This is a genomic window from Variovorax ureilyticus (genome assembly GCF_037889935.1).
GTDB classification, from domain to species: Bacteria; Pseudomonadota; Gammaproteobacteria; order Burkholderiales; family Burkholderiaceae_C; genus Variovorax; species Variovorax ureilyticus.
In genome coordinates this window covers 108328-131461 of sequence record NZ_JBBKZU010000008.1, presented here as the reverse complement: position 1 = coordinate 131461, position 23134 = coordinate 108328, and the positions used below count along the sequence as shown (strand labels likewise).

22 protein-coding genes are annotated in these 23134 nt (G+C 66.2%); 2 read left to right on the top strand and 20 right to left on the bottom strand.

What is annotated here, in order from left to right; all coding sequences use genetic code 11:
* Positions 1-4 precede the first annotated feature (4 nt).
* The 14 genes from hflX to WKW77_RS19310 all read right to left on the bottom strand — a co-directional run bounded on the left by hflX (position 5) and on the right by WKW77_RS19310 (position 14577).
* Positions 5-1177 carry a GTPase HflX gene (gene hflX / locus WKW77_RS19375; protein ID WP_340358495.1) on the bottom strand — a complete coding sequence of 391 codons (1173 nt, stop codon included), beginning with the start codon at positions 1175-1177 and terminating at the stop codon, positions 5-7.
* Positions 1178-1230: 53 nt separating this feature from the next.
* Positions 1231-1476 (bottom strand): RNA chaperone Hfq, encoded by a 246-nt coding sequence (gene hfq / locus WKW77_RS19370; RefSeq protein WP_093161960.1) that lies wholly within the window; start codon positions 1474-1476, stop codon positions 1231-1233.
* A gap of 122 nt (positions 1477-1598) precedes the next feature.
* Positions 1599-2939, bottom strand: a complete 1341-nt coding sequence (gene der, locus WKW77_RS19365) for a ribosome biogenesis GTPase Der (RefSeq protein ID WP_340358494.1) — start codon at positions 2937-2939, stop codon at positions 1599-1601.
* Positions 2940-2961: 22 nt separating this feature from the next.
* Positions 2962-4107, bottom strand: a complete 1146-nt coding sequence (bamB, locus tag WKW77_RS19360) for an outer membrane protein assembly factor BamB (RefSeq protein ID WP_340358493.1) — start codon at positions 4105-4107, stop codon at positions 2962-2964.
* Positions 4104-4796, bottom strand: a complete 693-nt coding sequence (locus WKW77_RS19355; RefSeq protein WP_340358492.1) for a YfgM family protein — start codon at positions 4794-4796, stop codon at positions 4104-4106. The genes bamB and WKW77_RS19355 overlap by 4 nt, the downstream gene beginning before the upstream one ends.
* A gap of 6 nt (positions 4797-4802) precedes the next feature.
* Positions 4803-6113: a histidine--tRNA ligase gene (gene hisS / locus WKW77_RS19350; RefSeq protein WP_340358491.1), complete on the bottom strand. Its 1311-nt coding sequence runs from the start codon at positions 6111-6113 to the stop codon at positions 4803-4805.
* An 11-nt stretch (positions 6114-6124) separates the two neighbouring features.
* Positions 6125-7417 (bottom strand): flavodoxin-dependent (E)-4-hydroxy-3-methylbut-2-enyl-diphosphate synthase, encoded by a 1293-nt coding sequence (gene ispG, locus WKW77_RS19345; RefSeq protein ID WP_340358490.1) that lies wholly within the window; start codon positions 7415-7417, stop codon positions 6125-6127.
* A gap of 10 nt (positions 7418-7427) precedes the next feature.
* Positions 7428-8318: a helix-turn-helix domain-containing protein gene (locus tag WKW77_RS19340; RefSeq protein WP_340358489.1), complete on the bottom strand. Its 891-nt coding sequence runs from the start codon at positions 8316-8318 to the stop codon at positions 7428-7430.
* Positions 8311-9147 carry a type IV pilus biogenesis/stability protein PilW gene (gene pilW, locus WKW77_RS19335; RefSeq protein ID WP_340358488.1) on the bottom strand — a complete coding sequence of 279 codons (837 nt, stop codon included), beginning with the start codon at positions 9145-9147 and terminating at the stop codon, positions 8311-8313. The genes WKW77_RS19340 and pilW overlap by 8 nt, the downstream gene beginning before the upstream one ends.
* Positions 9148-9151: 4 nt before the next feature.
* The gene (gene rlmN, locus WKW77_RS19330) at positions 9152-10300 is read right to left on the bottom strand and encodes a dual-specificity RNA methyltransferase RlmN (RefSeq protein WP_340358487.1); all 1149 of its coding nucleotides are present in this window, start codon (positions 10298-10300) and stop codon (positions 9152-9154) included.
* 19 nt (positions 10301-10319) lie between these two features.
* Complete coding sequence (gene ndk / locus WKW77_RS19325) at positions 10320-10745, bottom strand: nucleoside-diphosphate kinase (RefSeq protein ID WP_340358486.1); 426 nt, start codon at positions 10743-10745, stop codon at positions 10320-10322.
* Between the two features lie 150 nt (positions 10746-10895).
* Positions 10896-12611 (bottom strand): pseudouridine synthase, encoded by a 1716-nt coding sequence (locus tag WKW77_RS19320; RefSeq protein ID WP_340358485.1) that lies wholly within the window; start codon positions 12609-12611, stop codon positions 10896-10898.
* Positions 12608-13426 (bottom strand): SMC-Scp complex subunit ScpB, encoded by an 819-nt coding sequence (gene scpB / locus WKW77_RS19315; RefSeq protein ID WP_340358484.1) that lies wholly within the window; start codon positions 13424-13426, stop codon positions 12608-12610. The genes WKW77_RS19320 and scpB overlap by 4 nt, the downstream gene beginning before the upstream one ends.
* Positions 13427-13554: 128 nt before the next feature.
* Entirely contained in the window at positions 13555-14577 is a 1023-nt protein-coding gene (locus WKW77_RS19310; RefSeq protein ID WP_422823232.1) for an RluA family pseudouridine synthase, read from the bottom strand.
* Positions 14578-14591: 14 nt separating this feature from the next.
* Here WKW77_RS19310 and WKW77_RS19305 point away from each other — a divergent pair, with 14 nt between their 5' ends.
* Complete coding sequence (locus WKW77_RS19305; protein ID WP_340358668.1) at positions 14592-15401, top strand: outer membrane protein assembly factor BamD; 810 nt, start codon at positions 14592-14594, stop codon at positions 15399-15401.
* Positions 15402-15514: 113 nt separating this feature from the next.
* On the opposite strand, the gene WKW77_RS19300 is transcribed toward WKW77_RS19305, so the two are convergent.
* Both WKW77_RS19300 and WKW77_RS19295 read right to left on the bottom strand, forming a co-directional pair.
* The gene (locus WKW77_RS19300; protein WP_340358483.1) at positions 15515-17524 is read right to left on the bottom strand and encodes a DNA repair helicase YoaA; all 2010 of its coding nucleotides are present in this window, start codon (positions 17522-17524) and stop codon (positions 15515-15517) included.
* A complete protein-coding gene (locus WKW77_RS19295) occupies positions 17524-17727 on the bottom strand; it encodes a DUF465 domain-containing protein (protein WP_184523900.1) in 204 nt (67 codons plus the stop codon). The genes WKW77_RS19300 and WKW77_RS19295 overlap by 1 nt, the downstream gene beginning before the upstream one ends.
* A 125-nt stretch (positions 17728-17852) precedes the next feature.
* Here WKW77_RS19295 and WKW77_RS19290 point away from each other — a divergent pair, with 125 nt between their 5' ends.
* Positions 17853-18623 (top strand): PP2C family protein-serine/threonine phosphatase, encoded by a 771-nt coding sequence (locus WKW77_RS19290; RefSeq protein WP_340358482.1) that lies wholly within the window; start codon positions 17853-17855, stop codon positions 18621-18623.
* A 21-nt stretch (positions 18624-18644) separates the two neighbouring features.
* On the opposite strand, the gene WKW77_RS19285 is transcribed toward WKW77_RS19290, so the two are convergent.
* The 4 genes from WKW77_RS19285 to odhB are packed head-to-tail and all read right to left on the bottom strand — an operon-like array spanning position 18645 to position 23126.
* Positions 18645-19325, bottom strand: coding sequence for a hypothetical protein (locus WKW77_RS19285; protein ID WP_340358481.1), 681 nt, complete (start codon positions 19323-19325; stop codon positions 18645-18647).
* Complete coding sequence (zapE, locus tag WKW77_RS19280; protein ID WP_340358480.1) at positions 19322-20419, bottom strand: cell division protein ZapE; 1098 nt, start codon at positions 20417-20419, stop codon at positions 19322-19324. The genes WKW77_RS19285 and zapE overlap by 4 nt, the downstream gene beginning before the upstream one ends.
* Positions 20420-20422: 3 nt before the next feature.
* The gene (gene lpdA / locus WKW77_RS19275) at positions 20423-21853 is read right to left on the bottom strand and encodes a dihydrolipoyl dehydrogenase (protein ID WP_340358479.1); all 1431 of its coding nucleotides are present in this window, start codon (positions 21851-21853) and stop codon (positions 20423-20425) included.
* A 10-nt stretch (positions 21854-21863) separates the two neighbouring features.
* Positions 21864-23126 (bottom strand): 2-oxoglutarate dehydrogenase complex dihydrolipoyllysine-residue succinyltransferase, encoded by a 1263-nt coding sequence (odhB, locus tag WKW77_RS19270; RefSeq protein WP_340358478.1) that lies wholly within the window; start codon positions 23124-23126, stop codon positions 21864-21866.
* Between the last annotated feature and the right edge of the window lie 8 nt (positions 23127-23134).

Below are 23134 nucleotides of genomic sequence, written 5' to 3'. Positions count from 1 at the left end.
CAATTCAACTGGCGGCATCGTGCAATTCGGCGCCGGCCCCTGGGGTCATGCCTTCTTCGGGTGCCGGACGGGCGCGCAATGCCAGTTCCGCGCGCAATGCCGGCAGCCCCTCGCCCGTCCGAGCGCTGAGGAAGATCCGGGGCACCTGCGCGCCGTCGACGTTGATCTCGTCGCACAACTGCAGAGGATGCCGGTTCGCCTCGATGGCGTCGAGCTTGTTGAACACCAGGAGCTGGGGCACGGTGTCGGCGCCGATGTCCTTCAGCACGGCCTGGACTTCGGCCATCTGCTCCGGGTAATGAGGATTGGAGGCATCGACGACGTGGAGCAGCAGGTCGGCATCGACCGCTTCCTGCAGCGTGGCCTTGAAGGCGTCGATCAGCCCGTGCGGCAGCTCCCGGATGAAGCCGACCGTGTCGGACAGCGAGACCTTGCGGCTCGCGTCGCCGAGATAGAGGTGGCGCGTGGTCGTGTCCAGCGTGGCGAACAACTGGTCGGCCGCATAGGCACGCGCCTTCACGAGCGCATTGAACAGCGACGACTTGCCGGCGTTCGTGTACCCGACCAGCGAGATGTTGAAGGTGTCGCGCCGTTCACGCTGCCGCCGCTGGGTGCCGCGCTGGCGCTGCACCTTCGAGAGGCGCTCGCGCGTGCGTTTGATGGCCTCGCCGATCATGCGGCGATCGAGTTCGATCTGCGTCTCGCCAGGACCGCCGCGCGTGCCGATGCCGCCGCGCTGGCGTTCGAGGTGGGACCACCGGCGCACGAGCCGCGTGCTCAGGTATTGCAGCCTCGCGAGTTCGACCTGCAGCTTGCCCTCGTGGGAGCGCGCACGCTGCGCGAAGATCTCGAGGATGAGAAAGGTGCGGTCGTAGACCGCAACGCCGAGCTGACGCTCGAGATTGCGTTGCTGAGCCGGGCTCAGCGCCTGGTCGAAGATGACCTCGCTGGCGCGGTACAGCTCGGCAAGCTCGCGGATTTCATCTGCCTTGCCGCTGCCGACGAACAGTGCGGCGTCCGGCGCCTTGCGCTTGCAGACGAGGCGCGCCACCGGCTCGAGCCCCGCAGTTTGCGCGAGCAGGCCCAGTTCCTCGAGTTCGCTATCGAAATGGGGCAACCCGAAGTCCACGCCGACAAGAATGACGGCGCCATCTTTCCGGGGAATCGGCTCAGACAATCGGAATCAAATAGAAAAAGCGCGGCGGGTGATCCACCGCGCTTCGTGCCTGCTCAGGCTGCTGCGTCGTCGCTCTCGGTGACCGAGAAGTTGACGGCCCGCCCGGGCACGATGGTGGAGATGGCATGCTTGTAGACCATCTGGGTCACCGTATTGCGAAGCAACACGACGTACTGGTCGAAAGACTCAATCTGACCTTGCAACTTGATGCCGTTGACCAGGTAGATCGAAACCGGCACGTGCTCTCGGCGCAGAGTGTTCAGAAATGGGTCTTGTAGAAGTTGCCCTTTATTGCTCACGATATTCTCCGTGTTCAAGAGTTGTTGTTGAGCCGGTCACCTTAACACAGCGATTCCGCGCCGCAGCAAAAAAGCGCAAAGGCCTTCGAAAAAAAGCGTCTCTGGGCGCGGCACTCAGCCGTTCAGGCGTCCTTGTCCGCAAATGGATTGTGCGAGGTCTTGAGCTCGATGCGCAAGGGTGTTCCGACGAGGTCGAACTCCTTGCGGAAGCGCGCTTCGAGGAAGCGCTTGTAGGCGTCCGTCACATGCTCCAGCGAGTTGCCGTGGATCACGATGACGGGCGGGTTCATGCCGCCCTGGTGCGCATAGCGCATCTTCGGCCGGAACATCCCAGACTTCTTGGGTGCCTGGAATTGCACTGCTTCGTGCAGCAGGCGCGTCAGCACCGGCGTGGACATCTTGCGCGTCGCGGATTTGTGCGCCTGCACGATCGATTGCCAGAGCGGACCCAGCCCCTGCCGCTTGGCCGCCGAGATGAAATGCAGCGCGGCAAACTTCAGGAACGGCAAGCGCATCTCGATCTGACGCTGGACCTGCTCGCGCTGGTAGCTGTCCACCGCATCCCACTTGTTGATCGCGATCACCACGGCGCGACCGCTTTCGAGGATGTAGCCGGCGATGTGAGCGTCCTGATCGGTCACGCCCTGCGTCGCATCGAGCAGCAGCAGGACGACATTCGCGGTCTCGATGGCCTGGAGCGTCTTGACCACCGAGAACTTCTCGATGGCCTCGAACACGCGGCCCTTGCGGCGCAGGCCTGCCGTATCGATGAGCTCGAAGCGCTGCCCGTTGCGCTCGAAGGGCACCACGATCGCGTCGCGCGTGGTGCCGGGCATGTCGAACGCGACCAGTCGTTCTTCACCGAGCCAGGTGTTGATGAGGGTCGACTTGCCCACGTTGGGGCGACCGGCCACCGCCAGCTTGACCGGCTTGTTGGCCTCTTCTTCCTCGTCCTCGTCGTCTTCCGGAAGATGCAGCGGTTCGAGCGCCAGTTCGACCAGCCCGCGGATGCCCTGGCCGTGGGCCGCCGAGATTCCATGCACCTCGCCGAACCCGAGTTCGTAGAAGTCCACGAGCTTCGCGCTGTCCTGCATTCCCTCGGCCTTGTTGGCGACGAGCAGGCATGGCTTGCCGAGGCGGCGCAGTTCGTTGGCGATGTCGTGGTCCTGGGCCGACAGGCCTTCACGCGCATCGACCACGAAGATGACCACGTCGGCCTCGGCGACCGCCTGCCGCGTCTGCTTGGCCATCTCCTTGAAGATGCCGCTGCCGGCGTCGGGCTCGAAGCCGCCGGTGTCGATCACGATGAACTCGTGCCTGCCCAGCCGGCCGTTGCCGTAGTGGCGATCGCGCGTGAGTCCCGCGAAGTCCGCGACGATGGCGTCGCGCGTTTGGGTCAGGCGGTTGAACAGCGTCGACTTGCCGACGTTCGGACGCCCGACCAGCGCGATGACCGGCTTCATTGAAGGCGCCCTCTCATCAAAATTATTCTGGCCGGTAGCCGAACACGCCGCCATTGCGGGTGACGACCACGACCGTGTTGCCGGAAATCACCGGCGTTGCCGCGATGGGCGAACCATCCGGCGTGAGGCGGTTCAGCGCGGAACCATCGTCGCGCGAAAGGAAATGCAGCTGGCCGGTGGCATCGCCGATGATCAGCGAGCGCCCCACGGCGAGCGGCGCTGTGAGGACGTGGTACTTGAGCAGATCGGCCTGCTGCCATGCGCGCTCGCCATCTGCACGGCGCCACGCCACGACAGTGCCGTTGTCCTCGGTGCCGTAAACGAAGCGATCGTCGCCGCCGACGCCGTCCGCGCCTGCTGCCGGTTTGGTCCAGACGAGTGCACCGCGAGCGGTGTCCACGCAACCCACGGAAGCGGAATAGGCCCTTGCGCAGACGCTGTCGCCCACGCGGCTTGCGGTGCCGGTCAGGTCGACCAGACGCTCGACATCGTTCGTGCCGCGCGGCGCGGCGATGGGCGCTTCCCAGCGGCTCGTACCGTTGGCCGGATTGATGCCGACCAGGCGACCGCCCACACCGACCACCAGGGTGTCCGCCACGGCAAGCAACACCCCCGGCTTCTTGAGCACCAGGTTCTCCGCATTGCGCTGCTGCGACCACAGGCGACGCCCGGTCTGGCCATCCCACGCGCTCATGGTGCGATCGGCGGTCTGGACGAACACGCGGCGGCCCGCCACCAGGGGCTGAGTGAAGGCCTGGGCGCTCAGGCGCTGCCTCCAGAGCACCTTGCCGCCTTGCAGCGCAACCAGTTCGTTGTTGGCGGTGATCACCGCCACCAGCGTGCCGTCGCTGCCGACGCCCGCCACCAGCGGGGCCCCCACGTTCGCGCGCCAGACCTCCTGGCCCGCGCGCGAATCGATCACGACGACGGTGCCGTCGCTCGAAGCCACCGCGACGTTGTCGCCGCTGACTTGAGTCGACAACGGGAAATTGACTGCGGGGATTCGCAGGGTCCAGGCTTGCCGGACGCCCATGACCGCCACATTGGCAGGCAGTTCGACAGGCTTCGGCCGCGGCGTCCCCGAGCAGGCCGCCAGCGCAGCGATCAGGACCACGGCGGACCCTGTGCGCAGAACGCGCGCCGAAGGCAGATAACGCTTGAAATTCATGGTGTGTTCTTGGCAGGAGATGCGGCACCGGTCTGCGGCGTCAGGCTCTTCGGATCGACGCCGACGGCGTTGAGCTTGATCTCCACGAGACGGCGGTATTCCGTGCGCGTGTCGAAGGCGGACCAGGCCTTCTGGTATTCGGCCTTGGCCTCTTCGCGCCTGCCCTGCGCGAGATAGATGTCGCCCTTGCGGTCGGCGACCAGCGCTTCGAATTCCTTGGGCACGTCGCCAGAAAGCCGCTTGAGCGCTTCGTCGTAGGACTTGGCATCCAGCAGTTCGCCGGCAAGGCGCAGCTTCGCGACCATCTTGTAGCCGGGATCGACCGCGTTCTCGGCCACCCATGCGAGCGCCCCGCGGGAGGCTTCGGCGTTGCCCTTGTCATAGAGCGACCGCGCCGCGAGCAGGCCCGCCTGCTGTGCATAGGCGGTGCCGGCGAACTTGGCCTTCATGTCGGCCAGCGCGCGCTCGATGCGGGCCGTGTCGCCTGCCTGCGCACTGCGCTCGACTTCATCATAGAGCGCCGAGGCTTGCGCCGCCTTGTTGCGCTGAAAGTATTGCCAACCGTTCCACGCCACGAAGGCGCCGGCCACTAGAAGCACGGCCCAGGTGATCAGGGTGCCGTACGTGTTCCAGAAATGCTTGAGCTGGTCGAGCTGTTCCTGTTCTTCGAGATCGAGATGGGTGGCCATGCGCTATCAGTTGTTGAGAGCCGAAGATTGTAGGGTGGCCGCCCAAGCGGTCACGTCGGCCAGCGGGCGAGCCGTCTGGGTGCCGGTGCCGTCGCGCAGCGCCTTCACCATGACTTCTCCCCGGGAGAGTTCGTCCGTCCCGAAGATCAGCGCATAGTTCGCGCCACTGGCATCGGCCTTCTTGAACTGCGACTTGAAGCTTCCGAGACCGTCGGCCGTGGCCGCATGCATCTGCGCGCGCACGCCGGCTTCGCGCAGTTGCTGCAAGGCGCGCAGGGCGATCGGCATTGCAGCCGCGTCCGGCACGACGGCGTAGACGTCGGGCACCGGAGCCGGAATGACGGTGCCCTGCTCTTTGACCAGTTCGAGAATCCGCTCCACGCCGATGGCCCAGCCCACGGCGGGCGCCGGCTTGCCGCCGATCTGTGCGATCAGATCGTCATAGCGGCCGCCGGCGCACACCGTTCCTTGCGAACCCAGCCGGTCCGTCACGAACTCGAACACGCTGAGGTTGTAGTAATCGAGGCCGCGGACCAGACGAGGATTGATCGTATAGGCGATGCCGTTGGCGTCCAGGATGGCCTTGAGCCCATTGAAGTGGGCCAGCGATTCGGCTCCGAGGAAGTCCATCAGCCGGGGCGCGGATTCCACGATCTCCTTCATGGCCGGATTCTTGGTGTCGAGAATCCGCAGCGGATTGCTGTGCAGCCGGCGCTTCGCATCTTCGTCGAGCCGGTCGGCGTGGCGCTCGAAATGGGCAATCAGTTGCGCCCGGTGCTGCGCTCGCTCGGCCGGCTGGCCCAGGCTGTTCAGTTCGAGACGAACATCCGTCAGGCCGATCGCTTTCCAGAGGGCATGGGCCAGCAGGATCAATTCGGCGTCGACATCGGGGCCGGCGAAGCCCAGGGCTTCCGCCCCGATCTGGTGAAACTGGCGGAAACGCCCCCGCTGCGGCTTCTCGCGCCGGAACATCGGACCGATGTACCAGAGGCGCTTGCCGCCGTCGTAGAGCATGTTGTGCTCGGCGACCGCGCGCACGAGGCCCGCCGTGTTCTCCGGCCGAAGCGTCAGGTGGTCGTTGTCGCCGTACTTGTCCGACCGGTCATGGAAGGAATACATCTCCTTCTCGACGATGTCGGTCACCTCGCCGATGCCGCGCACGAACAGCGCCGTGTGTTCGAGGATCGGCGTGCGGACGTTGCGATAGGCAAAGCGCGCCATCACCTCGCGCACGGTAGCTTCGAGCCATTCCCAGCGCGCCGACTCGGGCGGCAATATGTCGTTCATGCCTTTGACGGCATTGAGTTTTTCAGCCATGGATGCAGTGCTCAGACAGCTTGAGCGGCATGCGCGCCGCCGAAGCGTTTTTCAACGTAGTTCTCGACCAGCTTGTGGAACTCGCGCGCGATGTCGTCGCCGCGCAGCGTGAGGGCCTTTTCGCCGTCGATGAAGACCGGCGCCGCAGGCGCTTCGCCGGTGCCGGGAAGACTGATGCCGATGTCGGCGTGCTTGCTTTCGCCGGGGCCGTTGACGATGCAGCCCATCACGGCGACCTTCATCGTCTCCACGCCCGGGTACCTGGTGCGCCAGACCGGCATCTGCATGCGCAGGTAGTCGTCGATCTGCTTGGCGAGTTCCTGGAAGGTCGTGCTGGTGGTGCGGCCACATCCGGGGCAGGCCGTCACGCTCGGCACGAACACGCGCAGACCCAGCGCCTGCAGGATCTCGTTGGCGATGACGACTTCCTGCGTGCGCGACTCGCCGGGCTGCGGCGTCAGCGACACCCGGATCGTGTCGCCGATGCCTTCCTGCAGCAGGATCGACAGCGCAGTCGCGGAAGCCACCGTGCCCTTCGTGCCCATGCCGGCTTCGGTCAAACCAAGATGGAGGGCGTAGTCGCAGCGCTTGGCGAGTTCCCGGTAGACGGAGATCAGGTCCTGCACGCCGCTCACCTTGCAGCTCAGGATGATCTGGTCGCCGTCCATGCCCATCGACTCGGCAAGCTTCGCGGACTCGATCGCGGACGTGATCAGCGCCTCGTACATCACCTGCTTGGCGTCCCAGGGCTCGGCACGCCGGTTGTTGGCGTCCATCAGGCTCGCCAGCAGCTCCTGGTCGAGGCTGCCCCAGTTCACGCCGATGCGCACCGGCTTGTTCCACCGCATGGCGGCGTCGATCATCTGGCCGAACTGGCGGTCGCGCTTGTCGCCCTTGCCCACGTTGCCGGGATTGATGCGGTACTTGCTCAGCGATTCGGCACAGGCCGGATAGTCGGTGAGCAGCCGATGGCCGTTGTAATGGAAATCGCCGACCAGCGGAACGTCGACGCCCATGCGATCGAGCTGCTCGCGGATGTACGGCACCTGCGCCGCCGCTTCAGGCGTGTTGACGGTGATGCGGACCAGTTCCGATCCCGCGAGCGCCAGTTCCTTGACCTGGATCGCGGTGCCGATCGCATCCACGGTGTCGGTGTTGGTCATGGACTGGACGCGCACCGGCGCATCGCCGCCGATCGTGACGGTTCGGCCCCCCCAGGTGACGCTGGCCTGACGGGACCGCCGCGCCTTCGGTGCGGCGGCTTCGATCGGCTCGCAGCCAAGATTGCTGGCTCTATCGGTCATGATGTCCTGCTCAAGGTTTGACTTCGAACCGTGCAACGCCCCCGGAGCGTGCAATCGACGCGAGGTCGAAAGGCTTGCCCCGGACCTGCACCTGAACGCCCGCCGCGCGGCCGACGACCACCGACAGCGGAAGCGTACCGGTCAGCCCCACGGTTTCACCGGCCTTGAGGGTGCGATGCAGCAATTGCTTGCCGCCGGGTTCGGTCACGGAGATCCAGGTGTCGTCGCGTGCGACGAAGACGATCAGATCATTGCTGGGAGCTGGCGCGGCGGCCGCCGGCTCGACGGGTGCCGCCTCCGCGGGCGGCTCGACCGGAGGCGCCGGTGGCACGACCTGGGTCACCGGAGCGGGCACCGGACTCTCGGGCTTCGATGGCGCGGCCCCCTGCTCATTGGAGCCGGTGCGCTGCACCAGATGAGAGACCGATTCACTCACACGATCGAAGAGCGACTGCGGCAACCAGAACAGCACTGCAGCGCCGACCAACAACAGGATGACGACGATCACCAGCGGCCGGGACGGCAGCGCGCTCGCGCCACCCGAGCGCGGCGAAGCAGAACGCAGGCTCTTGCTCATGGTGCGATCGGCCTCCGCCAGGGCAGGACGCTGGGCGCCAGGCAACTTGGCGAGCACCGGCCCCGGGTCGATGCGAAGCGCCCGGCAGACACTCGCTGCGAGCGCACGGGCGAACACCGGATCGGGCAGCGCGCCGATGTCGTCGGCCTCCAGGGCCGCGAGCTTCTGGGGCGTCACCTTGAGCGCGGCGGCCACCACGTCGATGTGCAGGCCGTGCGCCTCTCTTGCCTCGCGCAACATGTCGCCGGCGGTCATGTTGGTGCTGTCGCCACCGACCAGGGGCACCGCAGCCGATGCCCCGAATTCACTTGCCCGCTCAATCATTGAAATTTCCGCGCTCGAAAGCCAGCGCCTCGCGCGACTGGGGGAAGCGACGCTGCAGTTGGGCGCCCAGTTGGGAAGCCGCCTCACGGTTGTTGAGTTGGCGTTCGATCTTGATGCCCAGCCAGAGCGTTTCGGCGCTGGCCGATGGGCTGTTGTTGATGCGCCGGATGTAGAACTGGGCGCGGGTCCATTCTTCGCGCTGCGCCAGGATCGAAGCGAGGTTGTAGCCGATCACCGGATTGCCCGCGTCGATTTCGTAGGCCTGCGTCAGGCTGCGTTCCGCCTCCGCGCGCTGCCCGGCCTTGAGCTGGCAGACACCTTGCGTCATGAGCGTCTTGGCGCGGTCCGTGTAATTGGGAACGGACAGCGCCGCCGTGAACTGCTGCTGGGCATCGGCAAAGCGATTCTGCTGGCAGAGCAGCCACCCGTAGTTGTGGAGCGCATTGGGCTCGCGCGGATTCAGCGCAAGCGCGCGACGGAAGCTGTCCTCGGCGCCGGCAGGATCGTCCAGACGCATGTAGACGACGCCGCGCAGGATGTAGGCATCCGGAAACGTCGGGTCTGCCGCCAAGGCCTGCTTGATCTCGTCCAGCGCGACGGTGGGCTGCCCTTGCTGGAAATAGCCGATGGCCAGTTCCACGCGCAGTTTTGCGCGCTTGCGGGCGTTGGTTTCATCCGACTCGGTCATGATGGCAGAGGCATTGGTGCCGCCCGAAGGGATCGGCGGAGCACCGTCCTTGGTCGCGCAAGACGCCAGCAGGAACGCTGCGGCAACCGCGAACAGGGTTCGCATCGCAGTCTCGTGCGCGGTCGGAAAAGCCTTGCTCATCGGATCATTGCTCCTTCGCAGTGGATGTGGGCGCCCTCGCCGGGGCCGGATGCAAAACAACGGTTCGCCGCTGCGCCATGCGCTCGGCCGCATGAGTGCGATCCTTGACGTCGCCAGCCAACTGGCCGCAGGCGGCATCGATGTCGTCGCCGCGCGTCTTTCGCACGGTCGTCACGATCCCCGCCTCGCTCAGGATCTTGGCGAAGGCGACCACCCGGGGCTGGGGCGATCTCACCAGGCCGGACGCCGGGAATGGGTTGAAAGGGATCAGGTTGAACTTGCAGGACACGCCTTGCGAGCGCACCAGGTCGATCAACTGGCGTGCATGCTCGGGCTGGTCGTTCACGCCGTCGAGCATGCAGTACTCGAACGTGATGAAGTCGCGCGGCGCGTGCTCGAGGTAGCGCTTGCAGGCCTGCAGCAGTTCGGCGATCGGGTACTTGCGATTGAGCGGCACGAGATCGCTGCGGAGCGCATCGTTGGGCGCGTGGAGCGATACCGCCAGCGCAACCGGGCAATCCGCGCCCAGCCGATCCATCATGGGAACGACGCCCGACGTCGACACCGTCAGGCGACGGCGCGACAGCCCGTAGGCGTTGTCGTCGAGCATGGTTCGCAGCGCCGGCACCAGCGCCGCGTAGTTCTGCAGCGGTTCGCCCATGCCCATCATCACGACGTTCGAAATGATCCGCTCGTCGCGCTGGAGGTGCTTGCGGAGGAAATGCTCTGCGAACCACAACTGCGCGACGATCTCGCCTGTCGTCAGGTTGCGGCTGAAGCCCTGGTGGCCCGTGGAACAGAACCGGCAGCCGACTGCGCAGCCGGCTTGGGAGGACACGCACAAGGTGCCGCGGTCCTCCTCGGGAATGAACACGGCCTCGACCGCATTGCCGTCCCCGACATCGAACAGCCACTTGATCGTGCCGTCCGCGGATTCATTTTGCGTCACCACCGGCAGCGCCTCGACGCGCGCGGTGGTGGCGAGCTTCTCGCGAAGCGACTTCGCGAGATCGGTCATCTGGGAGAAGTCGCTGGCGCCGCGCTGGTGGATCCAGCGGAAGAGCTGCGTGGCGCGGAAGCGCTTCTCGCCCAGCCGTTCGCAGAACGCGGCCAATCCCTCCAGATCGAAGTCGAGCAGGTTGGCCGTGGTCATTGCGTCGGGAGGCTGGTCCTCAGCGTGCGTAGACGTTGAGGCCGGCGAAGAAGAAGGCGACTTCGACGCGGGCGGTCTCGGGAGCGTCCGAGCCGTGCACTGCGTTGGCGTCGATGCTGTCCGCGAAGTCTGCGCGGATGGTGCCGGCGGCGGCCTTCTTGGGGTCGGTGGCGCCCATCAGGTCGCGGTTCTTGGCGATGGCGTCTTCACCTTCGAGCACTTGCACGAAGACCGGGCCCGAAATCATGAAGTCGACGAGGTCCTTGAAGAAGGGGCGCTCCTTGTGAACGGCGTAGAACTGCTCCGCTTCGGCGCGCGAGAGCTGCACCAGCTTGGCAGCCACGATCTTCAGGCCGGCGGCCTCGAAGCGGGAGACGATCTTGCCGATGACGTTCTTGGCAACTGCGTCGGGCTTGATGATGGAGAGGGTGCGTTCGATAGCCATTGAAGTGCTTTCCTGAGTACTTGGATGTGAATGGGGTTCCATCAGGGTCGCAACGCGGGATTGCGACCCTTGACAAAGCTTTTGATTTTAACCGGCGCGGCAGGGTCTCCCCGCAGCATGCGGGGGAAACATGGCGGCGAGTTGCGGATATCAGCGACCGCGGCGGCGGCCTCCACCGCCACCCTGTCCGCCGAAACCACCGCCGGAAGACCCGCCGCGGCGGCCGCCCTGACGCTGTTCCTTGCGCTGGCGCGAGAAGCTGTCGGCGCCGATGTAGCCCAGCGAGGTCTTCATCGGATCGGGCTGGTTGGCGCCGCCCGGCTGGCGATCCTCGCCCTGCCGGTTCCGGCCCTGAGCCTGACCTTGACCTTGACCTTGCCCTTGGCCACCACGTCCGCGGCGCCCTTGGGGCGGTCCTTTTCCGCCGCCGCGCTCGGATCGGGCCGCCGGGCCGTGCGCCAACGGATTCGGGATCTGCATCTCGCGCTCGCCCTGGGAGCCATTGCCATTGCCGCCATTGCGGTTCCCGCGACGCTTGCGGCCGCGGCCGTTTCGCCCGCCGCCCTCCTGCGCCTTGCCTCCCGGACCGCCGCGCCCGGCCCGCTCGACAGGAGCCCCAGCCGCCTGCAGCAGCGCGCGGATGTCCCGCTCGTCGAGTTCCAGCCATGCGCCACGCTTGAGGCCGCGAGGGAGCACCATCGCGCCGTAGCGGATGCGGATGAGGCGACTCACCGCATGTCCGACCGACTCGAACAGCCGGCGCACCTCGCGATTGCGGCCCTCGGAAATGGTGACGCGATACCAGCAGTTGGAGCCTTCGCCACCGCCGTCCTCGATCGTCCCGAACTGCGCCATGCCATCGTCGAGGCGCACTCCTTCGAGCAGACGCTGCTTTTCCTCGTTGCTCAGGGCGCCGAGGACCCGGACCGCGTACTCACGCTCCAGGCCGAAACGGGGATGCATGAGCCGATTGGCGAGTTCACCGGAGCTCGTGAAGAGAAGCAAACCTTCGGTGTTCAGATCCAGCCGGCCGACCGACTGCCACTTGCCCTGCTGCAGCCTCGGGAGCTTCCGGAAGACAGTGGGACGGTTCTGCGGATCGTCATGGGTGACGACCTCGCCGACGGGCTTGTGATAGGCGATGACGCGCGCCGGCGGCGGCGCAATGCGGAAGCGGATCGGCTTGCCGTTGAGCTTGACCTGGTCGCCGAACTGGATGCGCTGGCCGATGTGCGCCGGCTCGTTGTTGACCGAAATCCGGCCCTGGAGGATGAGTTGCTCCATCTCGAGCCGGGAACCCAGCCCGGCCTGCGCCAGGACCTTGTGCAGCTTCGGCGAATCGGCCTCCGGCAGCAGCACGCGCTTGAGCGGCGGCACCTCGGGACTTTCCTCGTCGGCATCGAACTGGCCGGAAATGACGTCGGCAAAACGGATCGGCTCCGGAGGCGGGGCATTCCGCTGCTCGCGCTCCGCGGCGCGGCGGGCACGGTCGAGATCGTCTTCGTCCTCGTCCGGCTCCTCCTCGTCGTCTTCATCCTCGTCGTCGGCTTCGGCTCCCAGCGGGGCAGCAATGACGGGCGCGGCTTCGGGCCCGGAGGGCTTGCTTTCTTCCGCGGGGATATCGACAGCCACCACCGCCTCGGCGGCCTCGGCGGATTCAGCGGATTCAGCGGGCTGAGTCGTTGCTTCGGCATCGATTTCAACCTTGCGCCGACGCGGACGGCGTTTGCGGGGCGCCTCGGTCGTCCCTTCTTCCGTCGGGGCAACGGCTTTGGCTTCGGAAGGCCCGTGCGCAATATCCCCGCGTTCTTCGGAAACGGGGTCGGTCGGCCGCGTCGCCGCGTCGTTGGGATCGTTGGAGCTCATGATCGGGTTCCGGAAGTGACGGCGGTGGTGTCGCCCTCTTCGGGCGCGGCGTCTGCATCGACAGGGGTGAATGAAGGCTCGACCAGCGAGGCATTCTGCGGGTCGGCAGCGAGAAGAGGGGCGCCGGAATCGCTCTCGGCAAGCACCGGCTCGTCCTGCCCGGACGCGGCCGCCTCAGGCGCTGCCGCGACAGTCTCGGGTGCTGCGGAAGGGCCGGGCTCTTCAGCCGGCTCGTCGATCGGCAAGGCCGACTGGTCTCCGCCCGCCGCCTGGTCCAGCGCGCTGATGAGCGCGCCCTGCTGCGCCGGCGATTCGATCACCGGCAACTGGTCGAGCGAGGCAAGGCCGAGATCGTCCAGGAATTGCCGCGTGGTCGCGTACAGCGCCGGCCGGCCGACGGTCTCGCGATGGCCGATGACCTCGATCCAGTTGCGATCCTCGAGCTGCTTGAGGATTTGCGAATTGATGGTGACGCCCCGGATGTCCTCCATGTCGCCACGCGTGACCGGCTGGCGGTACGCGATGATCGCCAGCGTTTCGAGCGCGGCGCGCGTGTAGCGCGGCGGCTTCTCCGGGTGCAGACGGTCGAGGTGATCGCGCATCTCGGGCCGGCTCTGGAAACGCCAGCCGCTCCCCACGCTCACGAGCTCGAGGCCTCGTTGCGACCATTCCTCCTGGAGCTCGTTCAGCAGCGACTTGATCGTGTCCGCACCCAGTTCGTCGTCGAACAGCACGCGCAGTTCGCGCACCGGCAACGGCTGTGTCGAACAGATCAAGGCGGTTTCGAGAATGCGCTTGGCATCCGCCGTATTCATGGTTCGCGTTATCCGGGAAAAGGCGCCACGAGGACGCTTGTTCAGATGGATGGAAGAAGGCGCTGCGGGCACGCGGCGTACGCAACGCGAAGCCGACATCAGGTCGCCGGCGCGGCCCCTTGGGACCATCAGGCGCAATTGTAATCCAGCCCCCAGAGGGACATCCCCTGCACGATGTCGGCGGGCGGCTGCGACTGGAATTGCATGTCCCGGCCCGTCACCGGATGCACGAATGCGAGCCGGAAGGCGTGCAGCGCCTGCCGCGTCAGGCCTGCGGCTTCGGCGCCTCCGTACAGCGCGTCGCCGACCAGCGGATGGCCGATCGAAGCCATGTGCACGCGAATCTGGTGGGTTCGTCCGGTTTCGAGCGTGCAACGCACCGCGCAGCCCGTTTCGTTGCTGTCCAGCGCCTCGATCAAGGTTCTCGCGGGTTTTCCGGGGTGGCGCAGGTCGACCACCGCCATGCGAAGACGATTGCGAGGGTCCCGTCCGATCGGGCTGTCCACGTGCCGGGTATCGGCGCCTTGCCACGTCCGGTGCGCCATCGCGATGTACTGGCGCGTGACTTCGCGGGCCGCAATCAGTGCCACCAGCGCATCCATCGCCGCCCGGCTGCGAGCCACCACCATCAGGCCGCTCGTGTCGCGGTCGAGGCGATGCACGATGCCGGCACGCGGCAGCAGCGCAGCGCGCGGATCGAGCGCGAGCAATCCGTTGAGCAAGGTACCGCTCCAGTTGCCCGGCGCCGGGTGCACCACGAGTCCAGCCGGCTTGTCGATGACGCGCAGATGCTCGTCCTCGTGCACGACCGCGATCGGCATCGTCTCCGGCCGGAAAGCCTGGCTTTGCGGTGTGGGCCGAAGCTCGATTCGCCCCGATTCGCCGGCATGCACCGTCACCGAGGGCTTGGTGACCGGGCGGCCCTGCACCTCCACCATGCCGGCATCGATGAGCTGCTGCAGATAGCTGCGGGAAAACTCGGGGACGAGCGCTGCAAGCGCCCTGTCCAGGCGCTGCCCGTGCTGGGTTTCGCCGATCAGGAAAGTGCGGATCTCGCTCGCATCGGACAGCTCGGCCGCCTCGTCGTGGTCCACCGCGTCCGGGAGGGTGCCCGAGGGGCCGGTCGATATAATTGAGGGCACCTGTTTCACGAAAGCCTTACTTGATGTTTCGCGCCAAATTATCGGTTGTCCCAGGCTGGCTGGCCCTGTGTGCTGCGGCATGGCTGGTGGCCGGCTGCTCGACGACCGAAGCCGACAAGACCGCGAACTGGAGCCCCAACCGCATCTATTCCGAGGCCAAGGACGAAGTCGATTCCGGCGCCTACGACAAGGCCGTCCCGCTGTACGAGAAGCTCGAAGGTCGCGCCGCCGGCACGCCCCTGGCCCAGCAAGCCCAGCTCGACAAGGCTTATGCGCAGTACAAGGCGGCCGACAAGCCAGGCGCCATCGCCACGCTCGATCGCTTCATCAAGCTGCATCCCGCGAGCCCGGCCATCGACTATGCGCTCTACCTGAAGGGCGTGATCAACTTCAACGACGATCTCGGCCTTTTCGCGTTCATGACGCGCCAGGATCTTTCCGAGCGCGACCAGAAGGCCGCGAAGGAATCCTTCGAGTCCTTCAAGGAGCTGGTGACCCGCTTCCCCGATTCGCGCTACACGCCGGACGCACGGCAGCGCATGAACTACATCGTCAACTCGCTCGCGCAGTATGAAGTGCACGTGGCCCGCTACTACTACCAGCGCGGCGCGTACCTCGCGGCCGTGAATCGCGCGCAGCTCGCGCTTGCCGACTACCGTGAAGTGCCGGCGCTCGAAGAGGCGCTCTACATCATGTACGCGTCCTACGACAAGCTCGGCATGACCGAACTGCGCGACGACGCCAAGCGCGTGCTGACGCAGAACTATCCGAACAGCGAGTACCTTTCGCGCGGCTTCCGTGCCAAGGACGACCCTTGGTGGAAGCTTTGGTAATCACCCCCAGCCTCGCTCACTTCGTGTCGCTCTGACACCCCCTTCCAGGGGGCAATCCCAGCGGCCCGGCGAAGCCGGTTCCGCGGGATTCCTGGGCCCGGCTGCGTCGATTCCTAGTCGCTGGATTCGTTCCTGAGCGCCTCCAGCGCTTCCTGGAAGCCAGCCTCGTCTTCGATGCGCCGCATCGGCGGCAGCGCGGCGAGCAAGCGGCGGCCATAGCCCATCGCGACGAGGCGGGTGTCGCAGATCACGAGCAGCCCGGTGTCCGTTTCGCGCCGGATCAACCGCCCGGCGCCCTGCTTGAGCGCCACCGCCGCCTCGGGCAGCGAGTAGTCGCTGAATGCGCTGCGGCCTTGCGACTCGAGGCGCTGGGAGCGCGCCTCCACCAGCGGATCGTTGGGCGGCGGGAACGGAAGCTTGTCGATCACCACGAGTTGCAGGGCGTCGCCGGGCGCATCGAACCCCTCCCAGAAGGACGCCGACGCCACGAGGACGCATCCGGCACGCCCTTGCGCAGCACCCTCGCGGAATCGATCCATCAGGGTGCGCTTCGGAAGTTCGCCCTGCACCAGCACCTCCGGCCGATCCGCCGGCTCCAGCGTCTCGAAGTCCTGTCGGATCGCATCTCCGACCGTGCGCAGGGCGCGCAGGGTCGTCGTCAGCACCAGCGTGCGGCCGCCCAGTTGGCGCGCGCCGTGCGCGGCGAGCTTCGCCACGTGGTGTCCGTGCGATGGATCGCTAGGCTTGGGAAATCTGCGCGGCACGTAGAGCGCAGCCTGGCGTGCGTAGTCGAACGGACTTTTGACGCGCAGCACTTCCGCGTCTTCGAGCCCGCACGGTTCGGTGAACCACCTCAGTGCCGGGTCGTCGCCCAGCGTGGCCGAGGTGAAGACCCAGGCGCGGCCATCGTCGTCCGCCTTGGCCGGATCGGCCTTGAGAACGCGCGTGCGGACCGCCTCGGCGATGTCGAGCGGCGATTCGACCAGTCGCAGATGCGAACCCACGTCCACCCAACGAACCGATCCGGAGGGGCAAGCGTCGGCGAACCGGGACGCGCGCTCGGAAAGCTGCAGCGCCCGCTCATGAAGCCGGACGAAATCCGGCGACAGTTCGCTCACCGTGTCGAGCCCCCGCCCTGCTTCGGCGAACGCCTGCCCCAGCGCCTCGAGCGCTCCTTGCCACGCCTGCATCGGAACCCCTTCGGGCGAATGGCCGGACCAGCGCAGCTTGGCGCCCGGGTATTGCTTTCCGACGGAAAGGCGCAGCTCCCGGGCGGCGCGCTCTACACCGGCCACCAATTGCTGCCAGTCGACCAGTCCTCGCGCATGCTGAAGCCCGGCGGCCAGCAGATCGCGTGCGAAATCGAGCGCCTGCCCGCTGCCGAGCTGGACGCCGAGGAACTGGACGCCGGTCTCGTTCAGCTGATGCGCTTCGTCGAAGACCACGACCCGCACCGTCGGGAGCAATTCGGCCATGCCCGATTCGCGCACGGCCAGGTCGGCAAAGAACAGGTGGTGGTTGATGACCACGACGTCCGCCGCCATCGCCTCGCGCCGCGCGAGGTTGACATGGCAGGGCTTGAACTGCGGGCACTGCGCGCCGAGGCAGTTCTCGCGCGTGGAGGTGACCAGGGGGATCACCGGCGAGCGTTCGTCGAGGCCAGGAAGTTCGGCGAGATCGCCCGTCCGCGTGGTCCTGGCCCATTGCTCGATCTTCGCCAGCGTGCGCAACGAGGCGCGCTCGGGTGATGCGTCGTGGCGCGCCTGATCGAGACGGTGCAAACACAGATAGCTGGCCCGCCCCTTGAGCAAGGCGGTACGAACCGGCAAGCCTAGCGCGCCGACGAGGCGCGGCAGATCCCGGCCGAAGAGCTGGTCCTGCAGCGTCTTCGTCGCAGTGGACAGCAACACGCGCTCGCCGCTCAGCAGCGCAGGCACGAGATAGGAAAAAGTCTTCCCCACACCGGTGCCCGCTTCGACGACGAGCACCCCGCCGTCCGCGATGGTGCGGGCGACGGCAACCGCCATCTGCGTCTGCCCCTCGCGCTCGCGGAATTGCTCCGCGGCCTGAGAAAGCACCCCATCCTGCGCAAACGCCTCGCGCACTTCCTGCTCGAGGGACATCAGGCGGGCTCTTGGGGATCGAGCAGGCGCTCAAGGCGCGAGATCTCGTCGCGCAACGCAAGGCGCCTCTTCTTCAGGCGGCGCAGCAGGAGTTCGTCGCGCGATACGGCGTCTGCGAGGCGGTCGATCGAGGCATCGAGGTCGGCATGCTCGATGCGCAACTCGATCAGCTGGCGCGAAAGGGAATGAAGATTGGAGTCCAACGGGCGCAATTCACGAACGGCGCAGGCAGCGGGTCTTTCCCTGCGCGTGTTCACTCGATAATACGTCCTCGTTCCGCTCCGACAAGAACCATGAGAGACCGCGCCACTGGCGCCCCGGCGCCTGCATGACACGAAGCTTTCGACTCGCTGCCGCTACCGGCCTCCACCAGGGGGATCGCCCCTATCAGCAGGACCAGGTCATGGTCTCCTCGCACCCCCGCGTACCGGGATGCGTGCTCGGCGTCGTGGCCGACGGCATGGGCGGACGCAGCGGCGGACGCAAGGCCTCCGACCAGGTGCTGATGACCGCGCGCCAGCTCTTCGCCCGCTACAAGCCGGGCCGGGACGAGCCGGTGGGCGTTCTCCGGCAGATGCTGGAGGACGCGCACACGGTGATCAAGCTGACCGCCGTATCCAGCGAACAGGAGCCTCACAGCACGCTGGCCGCCTTCCTGCTGAATCCCGAGGGCGACTGTGCCTGGGTGCACGCCGGCGATTCACGCATCTACCACTTCCATCGCGGCCGCCTCGTCAAGCGCACCAAGGACCATTCCTATGTCCAGGTGCTGGTGGACCGCGGCGAGATCGACGAAGAGGAAGCGAGCCTCCACCCGCAGAGCAACATCCTGCTCGGCTGTCTCGGCATGAAGTCGACGCCTCCGCCGGTGGATGTCCATCTGATCCCGCGCCTTCAGTCCGGCGATGTGCTCATGGCCTGCAGCGACGGCCTCTGGCACTACTTCACGCCAGAGGAAATGGGCTCCCTGCTGGCTGACCAGCCACCACGATCGGCCGTGGAACTGCTGGTGGCCGAGGCGCGCCGGCGCGCACGCGGAACCGGTGACAACATCTCGATCGCGGTGGTCAAGGTCGAGGATCTGCCACCCGCCGAATGACCGGCCGAGCCGCCAAGAGCATCACGGGCTCTTGGGCGCGGGAACCATCGGTGATGCCGCTCCAGGATCCGGCAGCGGCGCCGCCCGAGGTTTGTCCCGCTCCTTGTTCTTCTTCTCGAGCTCGGCGCGATGCTCCTCGGCTTTCTTCAGCTTGTCGTCGTACTCGGCCCGGGTCGCAGGCGCCTGGGCTCTTCGCTTCGCAGCATCGGCCTGCTGCTCGGCATGTTCGCGCTGCTTCTTCTCGAACTGCCGCCGGTTTTCCTCTTGCTGCGAAGCCGCCTGCGCACGGCTGGCTGAATGATCGGCCGCGCGCTGCTCGCGGTCCTGCTGCGCCTTCAACGATTGCTCGCGCTGCGCATCGGCCTCCTTGGCCTTCTGCGAGGCGTTCTGCTCCTCGAGCTTTTCCATCTCGGCAGCACCCCGGCGCTTGCGCTCGAAATCGTTGATCGCCGCCTGCTGACGCTTGACGTCATCGGTGGCCGTGCGGCGGCGGCGGCGGCTTTCCTGGAGACAGTCCTCGACCGCGAACTTCTTGTAGCAGGCCTGCTGCTCGGTCACATATCGCGCGTCGATCACCTTCTGTTCTTCCGTCAGTCTCGCGCGCTCTGCATCGAGATCGGTGTTGGCGACCGTGGCCGCCGTCTGCGCCCAGAGCGGCAGGGAAGACAGTCCGATGAGGACGGCGGCAAGCGTGGCTTTCATGTCAGGCGGGTGTCGACGACGCGGCGTTCCAGCGACAGGAACTCGGCCGATTGCATCTCGTTGAGTCTCGAAACGGTTCGCGGGAATTCATGGGCCAGCGGCCCTTCGGTATACAACTCTTCAGGCGGCACTTCGGCCGACATGATCAGCTTCACGCGCCGATCGTAGAACACGTCCACCAGCCACGTGAAACGCCGGGCTTCCGACGCCATGCGGACCGGCATGTACGGCACGTCGGACAACAAGACCGTGTGGAACTGCGTGGCGATCTCCAGGTAGTCGTTCTGCGAGCGCGGCCCGCCGCACAGCGTCTTGAAGTCGAACCACACCACGCCGCCGGCCTTGCGCAGCGCGTGGATTTCGCGCGCCTCGATATGCAGCACCGGATTCTCGTCCGCGGACTCGGCCAGCCGCTCGAACGCTTCGCGCATCTCCCTGTCGGCCTCCGCACCATTCGGCGTGAGATAGAGCCGCACCTGTTCGAGCGTACGGCGTCGGTAATCGGTGCCGTTGTCGACGTTGATGACTTCGAGGTTCTCGTTCAGCAGCTTGATCGCCGGAAGAATCCGATCGCGATGCAGCCCGCCCGGGTACAGGTCGTCGGGCTTGAAGTTGGATGTCGTGACAAAGCCCACGCCGTTGTCGAACAGCGCCACCAGCAGGCGGTGCAGGATCATCGCGTCGGTGATGTCCGCGACGTGGAATTCGTCGAAGCAGATGAGCTTGTAGCGCTTGGCGATCCGCCGGCCGAGCTCATCCAGCGGATTGACCGTGCCTTGCAGCTCGGCCAGCTCGCGATGCACCTCGCGCATGAACTCGTGGAAGTGCAGCCGCGTCTTGCGGCGCAGCGGGACCGCGTTGTAGAAGCAATCCATGAGGAAGCTCTTGCCGCGGCCGACGCCCCCGTACATGTACACCCCGCGCGGGATGTCCGGCCGGTTGATCAGCTTCTTGAAGGCGTTGGAACGCTGCGCCTTGTACTCGGCCCATTCGCTCGCGCAGCGGTCCAGCGCGTCGATGGCACGCAGCTGCGCGGGGTCGCTCTTGAAACCCCGCGCAACCAGTTCCGCGTCGTAAGCCTGACGGACGTTCAAGGCTTAGAAGTTCAGCGTGCGCTTGTCGACCGCAAGCGCCGCTTCCTTCGTCGCCTCGGACAGCGAAGGATGCGCGTGGCAGATGCGGGCGATGTCTTCGGCGCTGGCCTTGAACTCCATCGCGACGACGGCTTCGGAGATCAGCTCGCTGACCATCGGACCGACCATGTGCACGCCGAGGATTTCGTCCGTGGCCGCATCGGCCAGGAACTTGACCATGCCGGTCGTGTCGCCGAGTGCGCGCGCACGGCCGTTCGCGAGGAACGGGAAGGTGCCGGCCTTGTATGCACGGCCGCTGGCCTTGAGCTGCTGCTCGGTCTGGCCGACCCACGCGATCTCCGGCGAGGTGTAGATCACCCACGGGATCGTGTTGAAGTTGACGTGACCGTGCTGGCCGGCGATGCGCTCGGCCACGGCAACGCCCTCTTCTTCCGCCTTGTGCGCGAGCATCGGGCCGCGCACCACATCGCCGATCGCCCAGACGTTCGGCAGGCTGGTCTTGCACTCGTCGTCGACCACGATCGCGCCGCGCTCGTCGAGCTGCAGGCCGACCGACTCGGGATTCAGGCCGATGGTGTTGGGGATGCGGCCGATCGAGACGATCAGCTTGTCCACGTCGAGCTTCTGCGCTTCGCCCTTCGCGTCGGTGTAGGCGATGCTCAGGCCGTTCTTGCCCGACTTGACTTCGCCGACGTTCACGCCGAGGTGGATCTTCAGGCCCTGCTTGTCGAAAGCCTTCTTGGCTTCCTTGGCGATCTGCTCGTCGACCGCGCCGAGGAAGGTCGGCAGGGCTTCGAGCACCGTCACCTCGGCACCGAGGCGGCGCCACACGGAACCCATTTCGAGGCCGATCACGCCGGAGCCGATCAGCGCGAGCTTCTTCGGCACCGCACCGACGCGCAGTGCGCCGTCGTTCGAGAGGATGTTCTCCTCGTCGAACGGCGCGCCCGGCAGCGGACGCGCGTTCGAGCCGGTCGCCACGATGATGTGCTTGCCGGTGATGCTCTCTTCAGCGGCACCGGAGACCTTGATCTCGTAGCCGGCGTCGGAAGCCTTCACGAACGAGCCGCGACCGTGGAAGAACGCGACTTTGTTCTTCTTGAACAGGTAGACGATGCCGTCGTTGTTCTGCTTCACGACGTTGTCCTTGCGCGCCAGCATCTTGGCCACGTCGATATCGAGGCCTTCGACCTTGATGCCGTGGTCCGCGAAAGCATGACCTGCGTGCTCGAAGTGCTCCGACGATTGCAGCAGCGCCTTCGAGGGGATGCAGCCGATGTTGGTGCAGGTGCCGCCGAGGGCGGGACCGCCCTTGGCGTTCTTCCACTCGTCGATGCAGGCCACATTGAAGCCGAGCTGCGCCGCACGGATCGCGGCCACGTAGCCGCCGGGGCCGCCGCCGATGACGACGACGTCGAATTGCTTGTCAGACATCCGGTACTCCTTAGATGTCGAACAGCAGGCGCGCCGGGTCTTCGAGCGCTTCCTTCATTGCAACCAGGCCCAGCACGGCTTCGCGGCCGTCGATGATCCGGTGGTCGTAGCTCATCGCCAGGTAGTTCATCGGACGAACCACGATCTGGCCGTTCTCGACCACGGCGCGGTCCTTGGTCGCATGCACGCCGAGGATGGCCGACTGCGGCGGGTTGATGATCGGGGTCGACAGCATCGAGCCGAACACGCCACCATTGGAGATCGAGAACGTGCCGCCGGTCATCTCTTCGATGCCCAGCTTGCCGTCGCGCGCCTTCGCGCCGTATTCGGCGATCTTCTTCTCGATGTCGGCAAAGCTCATCTGGTCGGCATTGCGCAGGATCGGAACCACGAGGCCACGCGGCGAACCGACGGCGATACCGATGTCGAAGTAGCCGTGGTAGACGATGTCGTTGCCGTCCACCGATGCGTTGAGCACCGGGTACTTCTTGAGGGCATGCACGGCCGCCTTCACGAAGAAGCTCATGAAGCCGATCTTGACGCCGTGCTCCTTCTCGAACTTCTCCTGGAAGCGCTTGCGCATTTCCATGACAGGTGCCATGTTGACTTCGTTGAACGTGGTCAGGATGGCGTTGGTCGATTGCGACTGCAGCAGGCGCTCGGCAATGCGGGCGCGCAGGCGGCTCATCGGCACGCGCTCTTCCGGACGGTCGCCCAGATCCGGGGCGGTGGCGGGCGCGGCGACTTGCGGCAGCGCGGTCTTCGGTGCGCCGGTGGGGATCGCGACAGGCGCAGCAACCTTGGCGGTCGCGCCGCCGGCGACGGCGCTCAGCACGTCGCCCTTGGTGACGCGGCCGTCCTTGCCGGTGCCGGTCACGTCGCCGGTGCCGAGCTTGTTGTCGGCGAGCAGCTTGGCAGCCGCAGGCATCGCGACGTCGGACTTCGACGTGCCGCCAGCGACGGCGGCTGCTGCGGGAGCGGCTGCCGGTGCCGCGGCAGGTGCCGCAGCGGGCGCGGCCGCACCGGCCTTGCCTTCGGTGTCGATCTTGGCGATGAGCTGATCGGCCACGACGGTCGCGCCGTCGCCGGCCACGATCTCGGCCAGCACGCCGGCGGCGGGCGCCGGCACTTCGAGCACGACCTTGTCGGTCTCGATCTCGATCAGGATTTCATCGACGGCGACCGCTTCACCGGCCTTCTTCTTCCACTGGAGCATGGTGGCTTCGGCCACGGACTCGGACAACTGGGGGACTTTGACTTCAACGATGGACATTTGTGATT

What these genes read in the sequence shown, in the direction of transcription:
- bamB (WP_340358493.1), bottom strand. Translation starts at nt 4,107, where the DNA reads ATGAATTTCAAGCGTTATCTGCCTTCGGCGCGCGTTCTGCGCACAGGG.
- lpdA (WP_340358479.1), bottom strand. Translation starts at nt 21,853, where the DNA reads ATGTCTGACAAGCAATTCGACGTCGTCGTCATCGGCGGCGGCCCCGGC.
- WKW77_RS19320 (WP_340358485.1), bottom strand. Translation starts at nt 12,611, where the DNA reads ATGAGCTCCAACGATCCCAACGACGCGGCGACGCGGCCGACCGACCCC.
- der (WP_340358494.1), bottom strand. Translation starts at nt 2,939, where the DNA reads ATGAAGCCGGTCATCGCGCTGGTCGGGCGTCCGAACGTCGGCAAGTCG.
- rlmN (WP_340358487.1), bottom strand. Translation starts at nt 10,300, where the DNA reads ATGACCACGGCCAACCTGCTCGACTTCGATCTGGAGGGATTGGCCGCG.
- WKW77_RS19300 (WP_340358483.1), bottom strand. Translation starts at nt 17,524, where the DNA reads ATGTCCCTCGAGCAGGAAGTGCGCGAGGCGTTTGCGCAGGATGGGGTG.
- WKW77_RS19340 (WP_340358489.1), bottom strand. Translation starts at nt 8,318, where the DNA reads ATGATTGAGCGGGCAAGTGAATTCGGGGCATCGGCTGCGGTGCCCCTG.
- scpB (WP_340358484.1), bottom strand. Translation starts at nt 13,426, where the DNA reads ATGAATACGGCGGATGCCAAGCGCATTCTCGAAACCGCCTTGATCTGT.
- WKW77_RS19285 (WP_340358481.1), bottom strand. Translation starts at nt 19,325, where the DNA reads ATGAAAGCCACGCTTGCCGCCGTCCTCATCGGACTGTCTTCCCTGCCG.
- WKW77_RS19305 (WP_340358668.1), top strand. Translation starts at nt 14,592, where the DNA reads ATGTTTCGCGCCAAATTATCGGTTGTCCCAGGCTGGCTGGCCCTGTGT.
- ndk (WP_340358486.1), bottom strand. Translation starts at nt 10,745, where the DNA reads ATGGCTATCGAACGCACCCTCTCCATCATCAAGCCCGACGCAGTTGCC.
- ispG (WP_340358490.1), bottom strand. Translation starts at nt 7,417, where the DNA reads ATGACCGATAGAGCCAGCAATCTTGGCTGCGAGCCGATCGAAGCCGCC.
- pilW (WP_340358488.1), bottom strand. Translation starts at nt 9,147, where the DNA reads ATGAGCAAGGCTTTTCCGACCGCGCACGAGACTGCGATGCGAACCCTG.
- hisS (WP_340358491.1), bottom strand. Translation starts at nt 6,113, where the DNA reads ATGGCTGAAAAACTCAATGCCGTCAAAGGCATGAACGACATATTGCCG.
- WKW77_RS19355 (WP_340358492.1), bottom strand. Translation starts at nt 4,796, where the DNA reads ATGGCCACCCATCTCGATCTCGAAGAACAGGAACAGCTCGACCAGCTC.
- odhB (WP_340358478.1), bottom strand. Translation starts at nt 23,126, where the DNA reads ATGTCCATCGTTGAAGTCAAAGTCCCCCAGTTGTCCGAGTCCGTGGCC.
- WKW77_RS19290 (WP_340358482.1), top strand. Translation starts at nt 17,853, where the DNA reads ATGACACGAAGCTTTCGACTCGCTGCCGCTACCGGCCTCCACCAGGGG.